This window comes from Mycobacteroides sp. PCS013 (genome assembly GCF_049532645.1).
Taxonomy (GTDB): Bacteria; Actinomycetota; Actinomycetes; order Mycobacteriales; family Mycobacteriaceae; genus Mycobacterium; species Mycobacterium gwanakae.
Genome location: NZ_CP150131.1, coordinates 2872912 through 2888016, shown reverse-complemented (window position 1 = coordinate 2888016; position 15105 = coordinate 2872912). Strand labels below are relative to the sequence as shown.

Here is a 15105-nt window from a genome sequence, read left to right as displayed (position 1 = left end):
AAAATGGTGAAAGCTGTTGAAATACCGACTGATTTGAGCACATGGCCCGCAGGCTGTAAGCACTACCGCCTAGCGGACGGGTCGTATGTCGTCATTGACATCGACACCCCCGAAGAGCGCCACGACCGGCACGTAGACGAGATCACCCGCGGCGCCCCATACACGTACACACAGCGGCCCACCGTGGTCATCGCAGTCGATGAAAACGCCTGCGCTACAAGCTTGGAACGCCTCTACGAATTCGCACCCGGCACGACACACACCGAGGCGCTAGAGGCCCTCGGGCACTCGATCACCTAACAACACACGCGGCATCGCCGCCAACCCCAACTCGGCCTCCGTGACATCCGCACGGGGGTCTTCTTTGTACCCTAAAAGAAAGGCACACCATGAGTTTTCGCACCGCCTACGGCAACACCTACTCGGAGAACCGCTGGCGCATGTGCAACCGCGACGAATGCGACATCGTGCGCATCCCCGAGCTGTACCTGGTTGACACTGCGCCGCTGCGCACGGGGGCACCGCTCACTATCCTGGGCGCCTGGCTGTACTGGTATGACCGCAACGTCGAAGAAATCACCTCCCCAGTGTGGGGCTGGTCAGCCACCAACGACGTCGCCAACTCGAATCACCTGGCGGGCACCGCCGTGGACATCAACGCACCCAAGTACCCGTGGGGTGACCGCACGATGCCCGCCGCCCGCATCGCTAAAGTCCGTGCGGGACTCAAACTCTTTGAAGGAGCGGTGTATTGGGGTGCGGACTGGAACCGTGCCGACGAAATGCACTACCAGATGGCATGGCCCGAGGGCGACACACGCAACGACGCGTTCGCGGCCAAGCTCCGCGCCGGATTCCTCGGCATCTATACGCCAAGCCAGCCGCCAGCCCCGGTTCAGAAGAGCTTCCCGCAGGATCTGTCCGACCGCGAGCTGCTCGAATACATCGCCGCCCAACTTGGCCCCGGTGACCCAGCCTGGGCATCGAAAGGTATGACACTGCGCGACAAGGTGTGGTCCAAATGAAATGCAAAGAACTGCTCTCGCCGAAAGTGCGGCTGTGGCTGTATTCGGTAGCGGTCGCACTGTTTTCGCTGATGCTTTACTACAACATCGTCGATGAGAAAGCCGCGCCGCTGTGGTTGAACCTGATCTCAACGATATTCGTTGTGGGCGGCCAGATCGTCGCCACCGCCCACCTCCCCCGCAGCAGCGCGCCCACCGATGAAGAGGAGGGGCGACAGTGACGACACCGACACCCGGCCTGGAGTACTTCAGGCTCACCGGCTTCATGGATGCGGTAGTCACCGACGAGGTCGACGAGAACCTGGTGCCCGACCGCAAAGGCATCAACGCCAGAGTCACCCTAACCCCACTGGTCAATAACATCGAATACCCCGAAGTCGTGGCCACGATCGACGGCGCACCACACATCGAAATCCTGTGCCCGGTCGTGGGCAGACTCGATGATGGTGTGTTGAAAACCTCGGCGACACAAACCGATATCTGGCTTGTCGCCAACACCGCCGCCATCGAGCTACCCGACGAGGCATTGATCTACCGGGTCGAGTTCTCCGAGGTGGTATTCAACAAAAGCCACGACCGGCACCTCAAACCCCGAAAATTCACCGCACCCAACACTGCCGACGCCGTGATCGACCTGTCATCGATCACGATCTCGTGAGGGCCGATGGGTCCAGGGGTTGCTCAGATAGTGCTTTCCTGCTCCCACGCCTGGACTATGGCTGCGAGTGTGGTGCCCATGGCGGTGGCGACGTGTGCGAGTTCGATGACATCGAGGCGCCGTTCGCCGGATTCGTATTTGCTGACGAACGACTGTGGCACATCTAATTGTTCGGCTATGTGTACCTGCGTCAGGCCCGCTTGTTCGCGCATCTGCCGCAGCAGCGCGCACAGGCGCTGGTACTCGGCTGACACGATGGACTTGTCCACGCGTTCTAGCGCACTCTTGCACCACCTTGTATCCCAATTTAGGATATTCGTTATGGCGGCTATAGCTGTGCCATCCTCACCCCGGCCCAATGGCACCGAGCGGGTGCGGCGGCAAATGCGCAGTACTCGCTATTCGGCGGCGGGGATCGCACACGGGCAAATCTGTCAACTCTGCCCTGAATTGCGCCGTCTGGCTAGACGGCGACCGCATTGGCTACTACATTCATCGTCAACTTTGGGTGAACTGTGTCACCCGGTTCTAGTTTTTCTGCCCGCGCGGGCAACGGGGAAGGAGTGCGGCCATGAGCGGTCCTTCTGATGAGGTGTTGCGGATCGATGCCCCTGCCCTGTCCAGTGCGTTTGCGTTGCTCGCCGATGTTGCACAGCGTCTGGGCGGTGGCGTGCGCACCGCTGATGGACGGGTGCGCTCGGTACTGGGACATGGCTGGTCTGGGGGCGCGGCGTCCTCGTTCTCCCCGATCTGGGACGGTTGGCATGAACAAGCCGCCGATTCGGCGAAAGCCTTGACCAACACCACGGCCAAGGCGCGCGACAGTGCACAGCACCTTCATGAGGCCAGCGAGCGCCTGTGACCCGGTTTCGGGTTGATCCGGCCGCGATGGCCGATATGGCCGAGGCGGTCGCAGCCTTGCGGACGCTGATCGGTGAATCCGTCGAGCAGGGCCGCGACGGGCAACACAAGATGGCAGCGGCGTGGGACGGGCGCTCTGCCACCAGTGCCGATGAGGCGACCGGCAAGTGGGTGAGCGCCAACGGTGAACTCGGTGAGATGGTCGGCAAGATCGTCGACTACCTACACGGGGCGCGCGAGGGCTATGTGCAGGCCACCAAAAGCAACACCGACATGTGGTCAGCAGGGGGCGGGACGCAGCTCGATGTCGATCCGCCGCAGCTAGCCGCCTCCGGCAAAGCGGTGGACGAGGCTGCCGATGCGTTGCGGGCTGCGGCACAAGCCCTCTCCGGTGCGCGCCTGAGTTTCAATGCGGGCCAAGACGATGCCGGGGAAAATTTCGGCGAGCAGTACACCGCGAGCGCCCGCCAGATCGTTGAGGCCCTCTTCCAAACGCTCGGGGCTGCCAGCTCCGTCGGGCACGGGATCGGGGTGTCAGCAGCCAACTACGCCCTCGCCGATGCCGCCGCCACCATCCCGCAAGCAAGCCCGTCGGTGTCGATGCCGGCCAAACCCCATCATCCGAAAATCTCTGTGAGCATTTCCAACGCTAACGGGGGCGGGGTGATGGCCCCGGCGCTGTGGTCGGTGGTCGAATTTTTCGTCGGCGATGTGTGGCCCAACGGCGACCCATCCGGCGCTAGGGAAGTGGCTGCGCCGTGGAAAGCGTTGTGGCAGGCCCTTCCTCGGGTCGCCGCACAAATGCAGGCTGCTAAGGCCGGGATCTCGGCGCAGACGATGCCCGAGGCCGAGACCATCGGTAAGGCGATCGACACCATCACGTCCTCGCTGACTCAGCTGGCGCAGCTGTCGGGCAAGCTCGCCCATGAGCTGGAAGGGTTCGCCGACGAGGTGCAGCACGCCCAAGACAGTGTGCGGGATTTGTTGCGGAGGTTGTCGCCGTCGAACATGTTGGACACGTTGGGCGACTTTCTGTTTCACGGCGAATCACCGATCGAGGAGATCAAGGCCGTGGCCCGCGACATCAAGGGCGTGCTCGATAATCACGGCAATCAGGTTGAGGCCCGTAAATCCGATCTGCTGGGTATCGGGGCGCAGATCGATGCGGCCAAGGACGCAATCAAAGACTGGGTGTCCAAAGAGTTTCCCTCGGCGGCTCCGGTCATCAATGCGTTGGTGAGTATGGATGCTGGGGCGCTGAAAAACATCACCGGCATGTTCACCGGCCCGCTGGCATATGTGGCCGGGCTAGACCCGACCCGGTTCGCTTACGACACCCAGGGCGCACAGCAGGCGTGGGGCGGGTTGGCGAAAACCGGGCTGAGCGCGTTAGATCCGGTCGGCACCACCGCCCGCGAGATTTCCAAACTTGTCTCCGATCCTGGTGGGCAGACCGACAAAACCCTGGAAACCGTCAAAGCCCTGGTGGACTGGGAAGACGTCAAGAAAGGCGACCCGTGGGAGGCGGTCGGCTACAACCTCACCACTGCCGCCACGTTCCTGGTCCCCGGCGGCGGCGCGGCCAGGGCCGCCACCGTGGGCACCGATGCGGCCCGCGTCGGTGGGGGCGTGGCCAACGCGGAAATCAAAACCACCACTGCGCTCGGTCGGGACGCCGCCGCCATCAACCCGGTGGCCGAGATCGGAGCCCAGACCAGCAAGATCACCGAAACACTCGGAAAGCTGCCTGACGGCATCAACCCCGGCGAACTCAAACTCGGCCCGCCCACCGACATACACCCACCAACGGCCACCATCAGCGAACCTAAGCCCAGCGCCCTCGAACACCCCGGCGTTCCGGCTGCTGAAACCAAACCCACTATCGCCCAACCCGTTTCCGAGGGCAGCGGCGTTCCGGCACAAGCAGAACATCGCGGCGCCCCCGCGCTGGAGCGCGCCGAGCCCAAACCGGCTGACGACGCGGCGCTGCTCGGCCACAACGGTGGCCCCGCCTACAGCGAGGCACCAGGACACGGTGTGCCCGCCCTGGCTGAGCGCCCCGTGCCGGTGGGTGAACGCGCCACCGAGCCCGCGCTCGCCGGGCCCGCCGAACACACACCCGCCCCATCGTCGGCGCATCCTACGCCCCCGGATCGGCCCGGACCCGGACCCTCGGAAACCACCACACCCCAATTCACCGAACGCACACCCACACCCGGCGACCACCTCCCCGGCGAGCGGCCCACCGCACCCAGCGAGCACGGCACCCCACCTGGCGAACGCCCTCTGGCACCGGGTGAGCGCCCACACGAACCCGTACCCGCCGAGCGCACACCGACTCATCCCGGCGAAACCCCGCGCCCCACAGACGGCCCGGTCCCGCCCGAACGCGCACCCGCACCACACAACGCGCTGCCCGAGCACGGTGAACCCGTTCCCGCTCGCACCCCCGCAGCAAGCGAGCACACACCACCCGCAGCGACACCCACCGTGCCCGCTGCGCCAGCCGGGCCAGCAGCGCCGCCGCATTCGGCGCCACCCGCCACGCCTCACGCCCCCAGTACGCCTGCCGCGCACGGAGAGCCCGTCAAGCCGTCCACCATCACACCGCTGCGCGAACCCATCCGCGAACCGCTGACCCCCAACCGTCCGCTACACGAGCCGCCCGCACCGGTGGAGTCCAAACCCTCCCTGGCCAAGACCACACCGGGCGAAGCGACCCCGGCAGCAGCCCGAGCACACGAACCCGCACCTGCCGAACGCCACGCAGCCAATGGGCGTCCTGGCCCCGAGCGTCCCGCAGAGCCCGTCCCGGGTGGCGGGCGCGGCCATGATGGCGGTGAGCCACCAAAACCACCCGCCGACATCGGTTCTCTTCTCGGGGCGCACGGGGAGCGGCCCGAATGGGTCCAGAAGTTCATCGACGGCGCCTCCGATGCGCCCACCGAGCCGGGCCGGATGCGTGAACTGTGGGATCACCTGAACCCTGCTCAACGCACGGACCTGTTCCGGCAAGACCCCATGTTCGGCGACAAAGCCCGTCTACCCGTTAGCTTGTGTGACGAGTACGCCCGCGATGCACTCAACTATTGGCTGGAACGTGTACCCGATGATCCGCTCTATCGCAGCATCGAAGAAGCCGTCCAGCAGCACCTGAACCAGCCACAGCGGTTCCTACTCGGATTTGAACCCACCGATGGGCGCGCCATCGTCTCGATCGGTAACCCCGATCTAGCCTCACACACCGGTGTGTTCGTGCCCGGAACATTCACCGACGCAACCAAACTCATCCCTAGCGCCAAGGACACTGGCTACGTGGAAGTCAGCCGACGCTTCCAGTACAGCGCCGAGCGGCGGTTAGAGGGCGAAGGCAGTGGTGTCGCGGTGGTGGATTGGCAGAACTACCGTGCCCCGCAATCCCTTCTCCCAGGTGCCGCGCGGGACAGCTTCGCTGAAGCCGGGGCCCCACGATTACGCGACTTCCTCGATCGCCTCGATCACACCAGCCAGATACCGGACGCGCATCGCACCGTGATCGGGCATTCCTATGGCGCGGTCGTCGTCGGGGAAGCCGCCCAAGACGCAGGACTAAACGCACACTCGCTGGTCACTCTCGGCGGGGCAGGTATGCACGCGCGCACCGTCGAAGACCTCATCCTGCAAGGGGTTCCACTCCAACCCGGGTCGGCACCCGTATGGGGGCTGATCCATCCCAACGATCCGATCCGCATCCTTGGGCCAGCCGATCGCACCTCGATCGGGCACGGTCGCTTGACCTACAAAGACGACTTCGGAGCACACCCCGAACGCATCAGCGAAAGAACCGGCCCCTGGCCCCTCAAACATCTACCCGCCAGCATCAAGGCCCACACCCACGCCTACTGGGCAGACGACAGCAAGAGCCTGCAGATCATCGGCGAAATCATCGCAGGCATCCGGCGCTAGAAGCACATGCACGTCACTACCATGGGATACGACATGACCGCACCGCAGATCCACCCCAAGCTCACCGAAGCACTCGCGCGCCAACGCACTGCTGAGCACATCGTTGGGACCCTCAAACACCTCCCTGACGGCTGGATCGTTGGATTCCAAGCGCCAGGATTCCGCCCACTCAGCGCAGGTAGCGGTGCAGTCGGCCCGAATGGGGAGTGGAACTTCGACGTGGGTTATTGGGTGTGGGGTTACGGTGACCTCTCCGGAGACGAGGTGTTCGATGCCTTCGTCAACGTATGGAACACCTGGGGCTGGATCGAGTCAGCAGAGCCTGCAGACTCGCCGACACGCTCCGCTTTCGGACGTACGCAAGACGGGTATCGCTTCGACATTTATCGTGGAGCTCGCGGCAGCGTGAGCATGAGTTGGACGTCGCCCTACTTCCCGGCGCCAGAATCTCGCTATGACGGGCTGATGCCCGCGATCATCACCAAGGATGGGCCGCAGTCGTACGACGACCCGCATCATCGGGCTTGACCAATCCTCATGGGTTTTGATGAGTTGGCTGGTGATGATCTTGTTGGGTGGTTGGGCAGCTGGGTCGACAAGGTTGCCGGGACCGTCGAGATTCAGCGTCCCCCAGCGGCCAGAGTCGGCACGGTGACGGTGTCGGTGCGTGGGGAGTTGCAACAGCTGAACTTGAGTCCGGAAGCAGTCAGTGTAGAACCGGAGGCATTGAGCCGAGCCATTGAGCGGGCGTATGCCAGCGCGTACGTGGAAGCGTTGCGACAGTTGGACATGGTGTACGCACGGATCGCAGCGGATGTATCCGGTGATGCCATGCTCGCGGGGCGTGTGCGCGAATTGCGTGCACAATACGCGGATTTGGCGGGGTTGAAGAAACTGATCCGCCCACCGACGCCAACCGTCAAGCGCCGCGATGTCGGCGCGGACGGTCAGGAATGGGATCCAGCGGCGGACCCTCTGCAACGGGGGAGATAGCCACAATAGCAAGGGGCTCGGCGTGGTAGGTCGACGACCTCTGGATGTTGCCACCGAATGCACCCACGCGGTTGCGTACCAAATATCATACGATCGTCTGATAAAGTTTACGCAATGAACGTAGATGTTGACACCAACGACGCCGCTGAGCGGCTTGGTCGCGCACTTGCGCGACACCGGAACGTGGACCCTCTTGGGCTCGTCCTTGTGTTTTACCTGCATGAGGCTCAGGCGGTTGAGCCTGGTAGGACTGACCGTCAGCAGACTCTTGACCTTCTTGACTTTGCCGCACAGTGGCAGAAAGCTCTAGCGGCTCAAATCGAACAGATTGTCTTGTCGGCGCGTGATATGGGGGCATCATGGGCCGATATTGGAGCCAGTGTAGGAATTGGAAAACAGACCGCATATTCGCGTTGGGGGAAGGCCATCGAAAGTCGCGACGGTAATTACTTCATCAATGACGTGGCGCGTGACATGGAATTACCGCTCGTGCGGGTTACTCCGTCGACTCCGCTCACCGAAGCGCAGGCCAACCCGATTGCCCCAACGGCCGCACAGCGGCGTCGAGTAGCCGGATGGATAAAAGGTGACCCTGACACCGAATGGACTGATCTGGACTTGATCGCCAACGCTGTAGTGACACTCGCTCGCAGTATGGCTGCCACTGCGCAACGGGATTGGAATGACGAAGCCGAAGCTGAGCATTATTTAACTTTGGCTCTGACAGTCATGGCGCCAGCCGCGCCGGGCGCCGAGGTTGCGGGGGGAACGAACTGATTATGCGCGCGTTCTTCGTTAGCTTAGATCTTCTGTTAGTGCTAGATATATATCCGCGTCGACCGCGATTCGCAGATTAGGGTCTGAAGTTATGCCGTTGCGCAAGGGTGAGTTGTTCGCGGGATTTGAGGTTGTGCGGCTGCTGGGCTCTGGTGGCATGGGCGAGGTGTATCTAGTTCGCCACCCCCGTCTGCAGCGTGATGAGGCGCTGAAGATTCTGCGGGCCGATGTGGACGCGGAAAGCGCAGGTTTGCGTGCCCGCTTTCTGCGAGAGGCGAACCTGGCCGCGCAGCTGGCGCATCCGAACGTCGTTGGCGTGCACGACTGCGGAGAGTATGAGGGCCGATTGTGGATTTCGATGGCCTACATCGACGGACTGGACACCGCCCGGCTTCTGAAGACCAAATATCCTGCCGGTTTCGCTCAGGACGATGTGATCAAGATAGTGACCGCTGTTGCGGACGCTCTCGATTACGCTCACTCCCGCAATCTTTTGCACCGAGATGTGAAGCCCGCCAACATCCTGATCACTGATTCACACCCCGGTCAACGGCGAGTATTCCTCGCTGATTTCGGTATTGCGCGTGGTTTGGAAGATAGCGGCGGCTTGACCGCCACGAACATGGTGGTGGGCACCTTCGGATACGCCGCCCCCGAACAGCTCGCTGGCACACGGATCGACGCGCGCGCAGATCAATATGCGCTGGCAGCGACCGCGTTTCAGTTGTTCACCGGCGAGCACATGGCTGTGGGTTCGCGCCTTGGCGCCATCAAGCCCGAATTAGCCTCATTCGATACGGTAATCGGCAAGGCGCTAGCACCCACCCCTGGCGATAGGTTTCCCAGCTGCCGAGATTTCGCTGCCGCACTGGCCGAATGTGCACAAAGTGATCGTCCAACGTGGGATGCAGGTACCGCCGCAGCAGTTAGGAAACCTCCGTCGCCCCCTGCTGCTCCGCTTGAGTCACATGCCGACACATACAGGCAACCGAAGCCGCTACTGCGGGCCTCTGTTCTGGTACCCATCATCGGTATTGCCGTGTTACTGGCTGGCATCGCGCTCGTCCAGAAGTACTCGGGTACCAGCGATAGCGATACTGCGCGTGCCAGTCAGTTGGCATGGACAACACCTTCGCTACCAGCGGCGACGACTCCAATCTCAGCGCCATGGGCGACTACGCACACTGTTACCGAAACAACCACCATTGCGACGACTACGACCACGACGAGCGGTGTTCGTCCCTACTGGGACGGGCCATGGCTGCGCGACTTCAGCGACCCAGTTGGCAATTGCTTCAACTACTGGGTGGTCCAGCCCGGAACAGAGCCAGGAATGTACGCGTTAAAGCACGGCTGCGTACCCGAGAACTGGAAACAGGCGCTCGGCGATCATTGCCGCTCATACCCTTTACCGGCAGGGAAATGCGCGGTCTGGGATCAAGATTCAATTCTGAGCGAGATTGGAAAACGGGGTGACCTACGCACTGTCGCTATCACCCAAGCCTGTTTAGACCGAGCCCATCTCGCGGATTTTCACGAGGGTCCGATACACGATTACTGCGTCGTGCCTGCGTCATAAAGTCGGGACCAGCGCCGATGACGGTCCGGCTTAGCTGTTCGGTCGTAACTCAGCCACTGCCCGTTGGGAGTTCGTCCGGGTGGGCTTTTTCGCCGACTGCGTTGCGTTCATCGAGGAGCCGGTCGATCGTTGTCGTAGGAATGATCGATCCGGGTTCAACTTGCGTGCGGATAGCCTCACGCACCGTGGCGAGAAAGCGCAGCTCACGATCTAATTTCGCGCGAGTGCCATCTATACCTATTTCAGACATCGGCTTCGACCATCATGCCGTTGCCGATCACCATGGCGACGTGACCGTCCCACACCGCGAGGTCACCCGGCATGACGGATCCTTGATCAATCCGGATACCGACACCTTGCTCCTGGGCGAGGCGGGGGATGTTGACGCCGGATTCGCCGTAGGCCCACTGGGTCAGACCGCTGCAGTCCAAGCCGACGCCCGGTGTGGTGCCACCCCACTCGTAGGGCACGCCCACCTGGCTGAGGGCCTTGCGCACCGCCTCTGCCGCGGCCGCGTTCGGAGCCTGACTGGTGCTGCCATCGGGCAGGAACAGCTGCGCGCCCTTACCCATGCTGCGCGGGTCAAGCAGCATCTTGGCCGCATTGGCGTTGGCACTACCCAATCCACCGCTTGTTCCACCAGCGGTGGAGGAGACGTGGCCGCCTCCGGCACCGAAGGGGTTGGCAAGTGCGCCGGCGGCGATACCGCTCATGTTGGCACCGCCCAGCGCGCTACTGGCGCCACCACCGCTGAGCATGCCGGTAAGAGCCTGCGGGATCTGGCCGAGGCCCTGCCCCATGGAGCTCATGGTCTGGGTGACGCCGCTCGCGACGCCGGACATCGCCTGCGTGCCAGCCTGGAGGCCACCCTGCATCGCCGACATCGCGGGCTGGACGTTTCCCGATGCGGGTGTCGCGGGGTTGCCCATGTCGGCGCCCGCCATACCGGTGAGTTCACCGGCCTGTCCGGCCAGCTCGCCTTCGAGTGTCGCGGTGTAGGCCGAGACCTTGGTGGTGCACTCGGCCGCCGCCTGGGCGAGCTCAGCGGCTGCGGGGGGAAAGATGCCGATCAGCGGTGTGAGCGCCTCGGAGATGTGTTGGAACTGTTGCAGGGCTTCCGTGATCAGCGCGCTGGCCCGACCGGTGGACTCCGATGCCTGTCCGACATTGGCGCCCATCGCGCCGCTGCGCGTGGCCATGCTGCTCAGCGCCTGACCGGCCATGCCGGCGAACTGTCCCAGTGCCTGGGCTGCCGCACCAGCGAAGGAGCCGATGAGCTGGCTTCCCGCCTGCATGCCCTGTTGCATGACTTGTTGCATCACCTGCATGCTGCCCTCCAGCATCTTGCTGGGGTCCTGGCCCTCCTTGAATTGGCCGTTACCGACGGTCCCTGCCATGTCCATGGCGTTGCTGATCAGATTCGCCGAGAAGGGGTTGTTCTCGAAGCTCGGGTAGTTCGTGTTGACGGCCTCGGACAAACGGCTGGGCGAGATTGGACTTGTCTCGACCATGGTTAGGCCTCGATTCCCTCGACGGTGGCGCTGATGTTCTTTCCGACATTGTCGTCATCGTCGTCATAGCCCTTGCTCGCCACGTTGGTGCTCACACCGGACTCGGTGACGCCCATGGCGAGCTGACCGACGTCCAGCCCTTGCTTGGCAGAGGTCGCGGCGAATGCGCCCAGGTAGTGCGCGCCAATCGGACCGAAGATCGGCGCCAGCGCGGCGACCGGAAAGATGCTGACCGCGGTGCCTACCGCCGCGAGCGTTCCGCCCATCCCCAACTGAACTCCGCCAACGCCACGCAAAAGGTCTGTATCGGCTGCTAATCCGTCTGCCATGTCCCCTCCATCTCTCCGGTGGTTCGGCCACCGCCTGTTTTCGGGCAGTTTTCGCCTTGTACTTGGATACGACGGGGGTGGTCGCGATTCGGTTCCATCTTTCTCAAATTTCTTGAAAGATTTTTAGGAAGGTCGCCATGCCGCTGTATTGCCTGTTCGGTGTGAATAGGCAGTTTTGCCGGGAACGCAAAAGAGGCACAGAGCTGCACAGTGTCGAAAGTGACGCCCGTCACATGCCTCCCGCATCCGGGATCGGCGGGATCGAAGCTTGCTGTTCTAGGGTCTGGAGCATGCATGTGCACGTAGTCGAGCATCCGCTTGCCGCGGCCCGGTTGACCACTCTTCGCGATGCGGGCACGGACAACGCGGCCTTCCGCGCTGCGCTGCGGGATCTGACCCTGATGCTGGTCTATGAGGCGACCCGCTCGGCTCCGGTGGAGTCCTTCTCGGTGCGCACACCGGTGGCGGTGACAACGGGGTTCCGCTTGGCCAATCCGCCGTTGCTGGTCCCGGTCCTGCGGGCGGGGCTGGGGATGGTGGATCAGGCACATGCCCTCATTCCCGAGGCGCGCGTCGGGTTCGTCGGCATGGCGCGCGACGAGCAGACATGGCAGCCCACCCCGTATCTGGAATCTCTTCCGGCCGACTTGTCGACACAACCGGTGTTCGTCCTGGATCCGATGCTGGCCACCGGTGGTTCGATGGTCCATACGCTCGATCTGTTGCATTCCCGCGGTGCCTCCGACATCACGATGTTGTGTGTGGTCGCGGCGCCGCAAGGGGTCGAGGCGGTCCGGGAGGGCGTTGCGCGTTACGGCCCGTCGACATCCGCGCGGTTGTTCACCGCCACCATCGACGAGGGTCTGAACGACGCCGCATACATCGTGCCGGGCCTGGGCGATGCCGGCGATCGTCAGTTCGGTCCCAGATAAGTGGGGTCGAGTCAGATGTTGCGGGCGTACGCCTCCAGCTCGGAGACCACCACGGCCGCCCAGATCCGCGCGACGGTCGCATCGGTGATGACCGGCTCGCGGACCTCGATGTAGCACTTGACCTTTGGTTCGGTTCCCGAGGGGCGGATAACCAGCCGGATGGACGACCCGCCGATCTCTCCGGAAAGTATCACCGCGTCGGTGCGCTGCTGACCCCGTCGTTCCAGTAGGTCTTCGACGGTGATTGGGAACCCGGACAGCGCGGTGGGCAGGTTCGCCCGCAGGCGCGTCATCATCGCCGTGATGTCGGCGAGAGAGTCCATGCGCAACGAGACCTGCGAGGTGACATGGATACCGTGCCTGATCGCCAGGTTCTCGAGCTTTTCCTCCACACTCGATCCGAGCTCACGCAGATGTGTCACGAGGTCGCATGCGAGCACCGCCGCGGAGATACCGTCCTTGTCCCGCACGGCGGCCGGATCGACGCAATGCCCAATGGCTTCCTCGTACGCGTAGACCAGGTCAAAATCTGCCGCTCGGACAAGCCATTTGAAGCCGGTGAGGGTTTCCACATGCCGTGCGCCGAGGGATGCCGCGATGCGCGCGAGCATGCGGGACGAGACCACCGTGCTCGCCACCACCGGCGGAGTGGGCGATGGTGGCTGCGTTGAGAGGATGTAATCACCAAGCAGCCAACCGGTTTCATCGCCGGACAGCATGCGCCAACCGGTCGTGGTGGGAATTCCGATGGCACAGCGGTCGGCGTCCGGGTCCAGCGCGATGGCCAGATCCGCATCGATCTCGGCGGCCCGGGTCAGTACCGCGTCCGCGGCTCCCGGCTCTTCGGGATTCGGAAAAGCGACCGTCGGAAAGTCCGGATCCGGCTGGAACTGCTCGTCCACCACATGAATATCGGTGATACCCGCGGCATTCAGCACGGCCACGGCGGTGGCGCCGCCGACTCCGTGCAATGCGGTGAGGGCGATGCGGACACCGCCGGAGCCCCGCCGCACCGTGGCGGCACGCTGGACGTAAGCATCCACCAAGGTGTCATCGGCGGGGGTGACGGGGGTGCGGGGAATCTGATCAGCGAAAGGGGCTGCCTTTGTTGTTGATTCGATATCACGATCGGTTGGGGAGATGATCTGAGCTCCCCCCGACCAGTACACCTTGTAGCCATTGTCGGCGGGAGGGTTGTGGGATGCGGTGATCTGAATGCCTGCCGCCGCATCCAGATGCCGTACCGCGAATGCCAGCACCGGAGTGGGCAGCGGGCGGGGGAGCAGTACGACCTTGAACCCCTCGGCGGCAAGGACTTCCGCCGCACCCTGTGCGAACTGCTCGGATCCGTGTCGCGCATCGCGACCCACCACCACGGTCGAGCCGCCGAGGCACCGATCCTTGAGGACTTTGGCCAGTGCGTAGGTGGTGCGCAACACCACCGCCAGGTTCATGCCGTTCGGGCCGCCCCGGACGGCGCCGCGCAGGCCCGCCGTGCCGAACACCAATGGCTCCGAGAATCGTTGCGCGAGCTCCTCCTCGGAGCAGGCGCGTAGCTCGGCTGCCGTCTCGGGGTCGGGGTCATGGTCGATCCAGTCCTGGATCGTCTGCGCCGCGACGGTCATAACCGGCCAATCACCGAGCTGAGAAGTTGGCCCATGCGAGTGGCCGACGCGCGCCCGGCGGCCAGTACCTCGTCATGGTTGAGAGACTCTCCCGTCATGCCGGCCGCAAGGTTGGTCACCAGTGACACCCCCAGCACCTCGGCACCGGCCGCGCGGGCCGCGATCGTCTCGTGCACCGTCGACATGCCCACCAGGTCCGCCCCCAACGTGCGCAGCATCCGGATCTCCGCGGGGGTTTCATAGTGCGGACCGGGAAGGCCCGCGTACACCCCCTCGGCGAGGCTGTCATCGATTTCCCGTGCGAGTGCCCGTAATCGCGGTGTGTACGCATCGACGAGGTCGACGAACTGCGCACCCACCAACGGTGAGCGGGCCGTGAGGTTGAGGTGGTCGCTGATCAGCACCGGCTGACCCACCGTGTACTCGTCGCGCAATCCTCCGGCGGCGTTGGTGAGCACGATGGTGCGCGCACCGGCGGCGCAGGCGGTGCGCACCGGGTGCACGACGTGGCGCAGGTCGTGACCCTCATACGCGTGGATCCGGCCCAGCAGGACCAGCATCCGCTCGCCGCTGTCGCCAATGGGTACCGACAGCACCGATCCGCCGTGTCCGGCAGCGCTCGGCGGGCTGAATCCGGGCAGGTCTGCCATCGGGATCGTGGTGGCGGGGGTGCCGAGCGCCGCGGCCGCCGGAGCCCAGCCGGACCCGAGAACCACCGCGACGGGGTGGGACGCGACGCTGGTGCGCGCGGCGATCTCCGCCGCGGCGCGCGCTGCCTCGCCGGCCGGAGTCTCGTCGGTGCTGTTGCCTCTTCGCCCAAGTGGCTCATCGGTCACAGCTACGCAGCCTAACCATGATGGGATACTCATC

General features: G+C 63.7%; 15 protein-coding genes and 1 pseudogene. 11 read left to right on the top strand and 5 right to left on the bottom strand.

The features are described 5' to 3' along the window. The first annotated feature begins 3 nt into the window (after nt 1-3). From RHO23_RS14295 to RHO23_RS14280, 4 genes are all read left to right on the top strand, one after another. On the top strand, nt 4-300 hold the full coding sequence (locus tag RHO23_RS14295; RefSeq protein ID WP_423487983.1) for a DUF7572 family protein: 297 nt from the start codon (nt 4-6) through the stop codon (nt 298-300). A gap of 89 nt (nt 301-389) precedes the next feature. Then, nucleotides 390-1025, top strand: a complete 636-nt coding sequence (locus RHO23_RS14290; RefSeq protein WP_423487982.1) for a M15 family metallopeptidase — start codon at nt 390-392, stop codon at nt 1023-1025. Further along, nucleotides 1022-1246 (top strand): hypothetical protein, encoded by a 225-nt coding sequence (locus tag RHO23_RS14285; RefSeq protein ID WP_423487981.1) that lies wholly within the window; start codon nt 1022-1024, stop codon nt 1244-1246. The genes RHO23_RS14290 and RHO23_RS14285 overlap by 4 nt, the downstream gene beginning before the upstream one ends. Continuing rightward, on the top strand, nt 1243-1683 hold the full coding sequence (locus tag RHO23_RS14280; protein ID WP_423487980.1) for a hypothetical protein: 441 nt from the start codon (nt 1243-1245) through the stop codon (nt 1681-1683). Before RHO23_RS14285 ends, RHO23_RS14280 begins: the two co-directional genes overlap by 4 nt. Nucleotides 1684-1706: 23 nt before the next feature. Here the strand turns inward: RHO23_RS14280 and RHO23_RS14275 are convergent, their stop codons facing one another. Beyond that, nucleotides 1707-1952 (bottom strand): helix-turn-helix domain-containing protein, encoded by a 246-nt coding sequence (locus RHO23_RS14275; protein WP_423487979.1) that lies wholly within the window; start codon nt 1950-1952, stop codon nt 1707-1709. A 302-nt stretch (nt 1953-2254) separates the two neighbouring features. On the opposite strand from RHO23_RS14275, the gene RHO23_RS14270 reads away from it, so the two are divergent. From RHO23_RS14270 to RHO23_RS14245, 6 genes are all read left to right on the top strand, one after another. Then, on the top strand, nt 2255-2545 hold the full coding sequence (locus RHO23_RS14270) for a WXG100 family type VII secretion target (RefSeq protein ID WP_423487978.1): 291 nt from the start codon (nt 2255-2257) through the stop codon (nt 2543-2545). Continuing rightward, nucleotides 2542-6489 carry an alpha/beta hydrolase gene (locus tag RHO23_RS14265; RefSeq protein ID WP_423487977.1) on the top strand — a complete coding sequence of 1316 codons (3948 nt, stop codon included), beginning with the start codon at nt 2542-2544 and terminating at the stop codon, nt 6487-6489. Before RHO23_RS14270 ends, RHO23_RS14265 begins: the two co-directional genes overlap by 4 nt. A gap of 33 nt (nt 6490-6522) precedes the next feature. Further along, complete coding sequence (locus tag RHO23_RS14260) at nt 6523-7017, top strand: hypothetical protein (RefSeq protein ID WP_423487976.1); 495 nt, start codon at nt 6523-6525, stop codon at nt 7015-7017. Nucleotides 7018-7026: 9 nt separating this feature from the next. Next, a complete protein-coding gene (locus RHO23_RS14255; protein WP_423487975.1) occupies nt 7027-7482 on the top strand; it encodes a hypothetical protein in 456 nt (151 codons plus the stop codon). A 114-nt stretch (nt 7483-7596) separates the two neighbouring features. Beyond that, nucleotides 7597-8259, top strand: coding sequence for a hypothetical protein (locus tag RHO23_RS14250; protein ID WP_423487974.1), 663 nt, complete (start codon nt 7597-7599; stop codon nt 8257-8259). Between the two features lie 91 nt (nt 8260-8350). Further along, nucleotides 8351-9838, top strand: coding sequence for a serine/threonine-protein kinase (locus tag RHO23_RS14245; RefSeq protein ID WP_423487973.1), 1488 nt, complete (start codon nt 8351-8353; stop codon nt 9836-9838). Nucleotides 9839-10089: 251 nt separating this feature from the next. Here the strand turns inward: RHO23_RS14245 and RHO23_RS14240 are convergent. Further along, nucleotides 10090-11349, bottom strand: a pseudogene (locus tag RHO23_RS14240) (C40 family peptidase); the annotation flags it as partial. A 2-nt stretch (nt 11350-11351) separates the two neighbouring features. Then, nucleotides 11352-11678, bottom strand: coding sequence for a hypothetical protein (locus RHO23_RS14235; protein ID WP_064409433.1), 327 nt, complete (start codon nt 11676-11678; stop codon nt 11352-11354). Between the two features lie 290 nt (nt 11679-11968). On the opposite strand from RHO23_RS14235, the gene upp reads away from it, so the two are divergent. After that, complete coding sequence (upp, locus tag RHO23_RS14230; protein WP_070941319.1) at nt 11969-12610, top strand: uracil phosphoribosyltransferase; 642 nt, start codon at nt 11969-11971, stop codon at nt 12608-12610. An 11-nt stretch (nt 12611-12621) separates the two neighbouring features. Here upp and RHO23_RS14225 read toward each other — a convergent pair whose 3' ends face one another. Both RHO23_RS14225 and RHO23_RS14220 read right to left on the bottom strand, forming a co-directional pair. Further along, complete coding sequence (locus RHO23_RS14225; RefSeq protein ID WP_064409431.1) at nt 12622-14235, bottom strand: phospho-sugar mutase; 1614 nt, start codon at nt 14233-14235, stop codon at nt 12622-12624. Next, complete coding sequence (locus RHO23_RS14220; protein ID WP_227457782.1) at nt 14232-15104, bottom strand: purine-nucleoside phosphorylase; 873 nt, start codon at nt 15102-15104, stop codon at nt 14232-14234. The genes RHO23_RS14225 and RHO23_RS14220 overlap by 4 nt, the downstream gene beginning before the upstream one ends. Nucleotide 15105 lies beyond the last annotated feature (1 nt).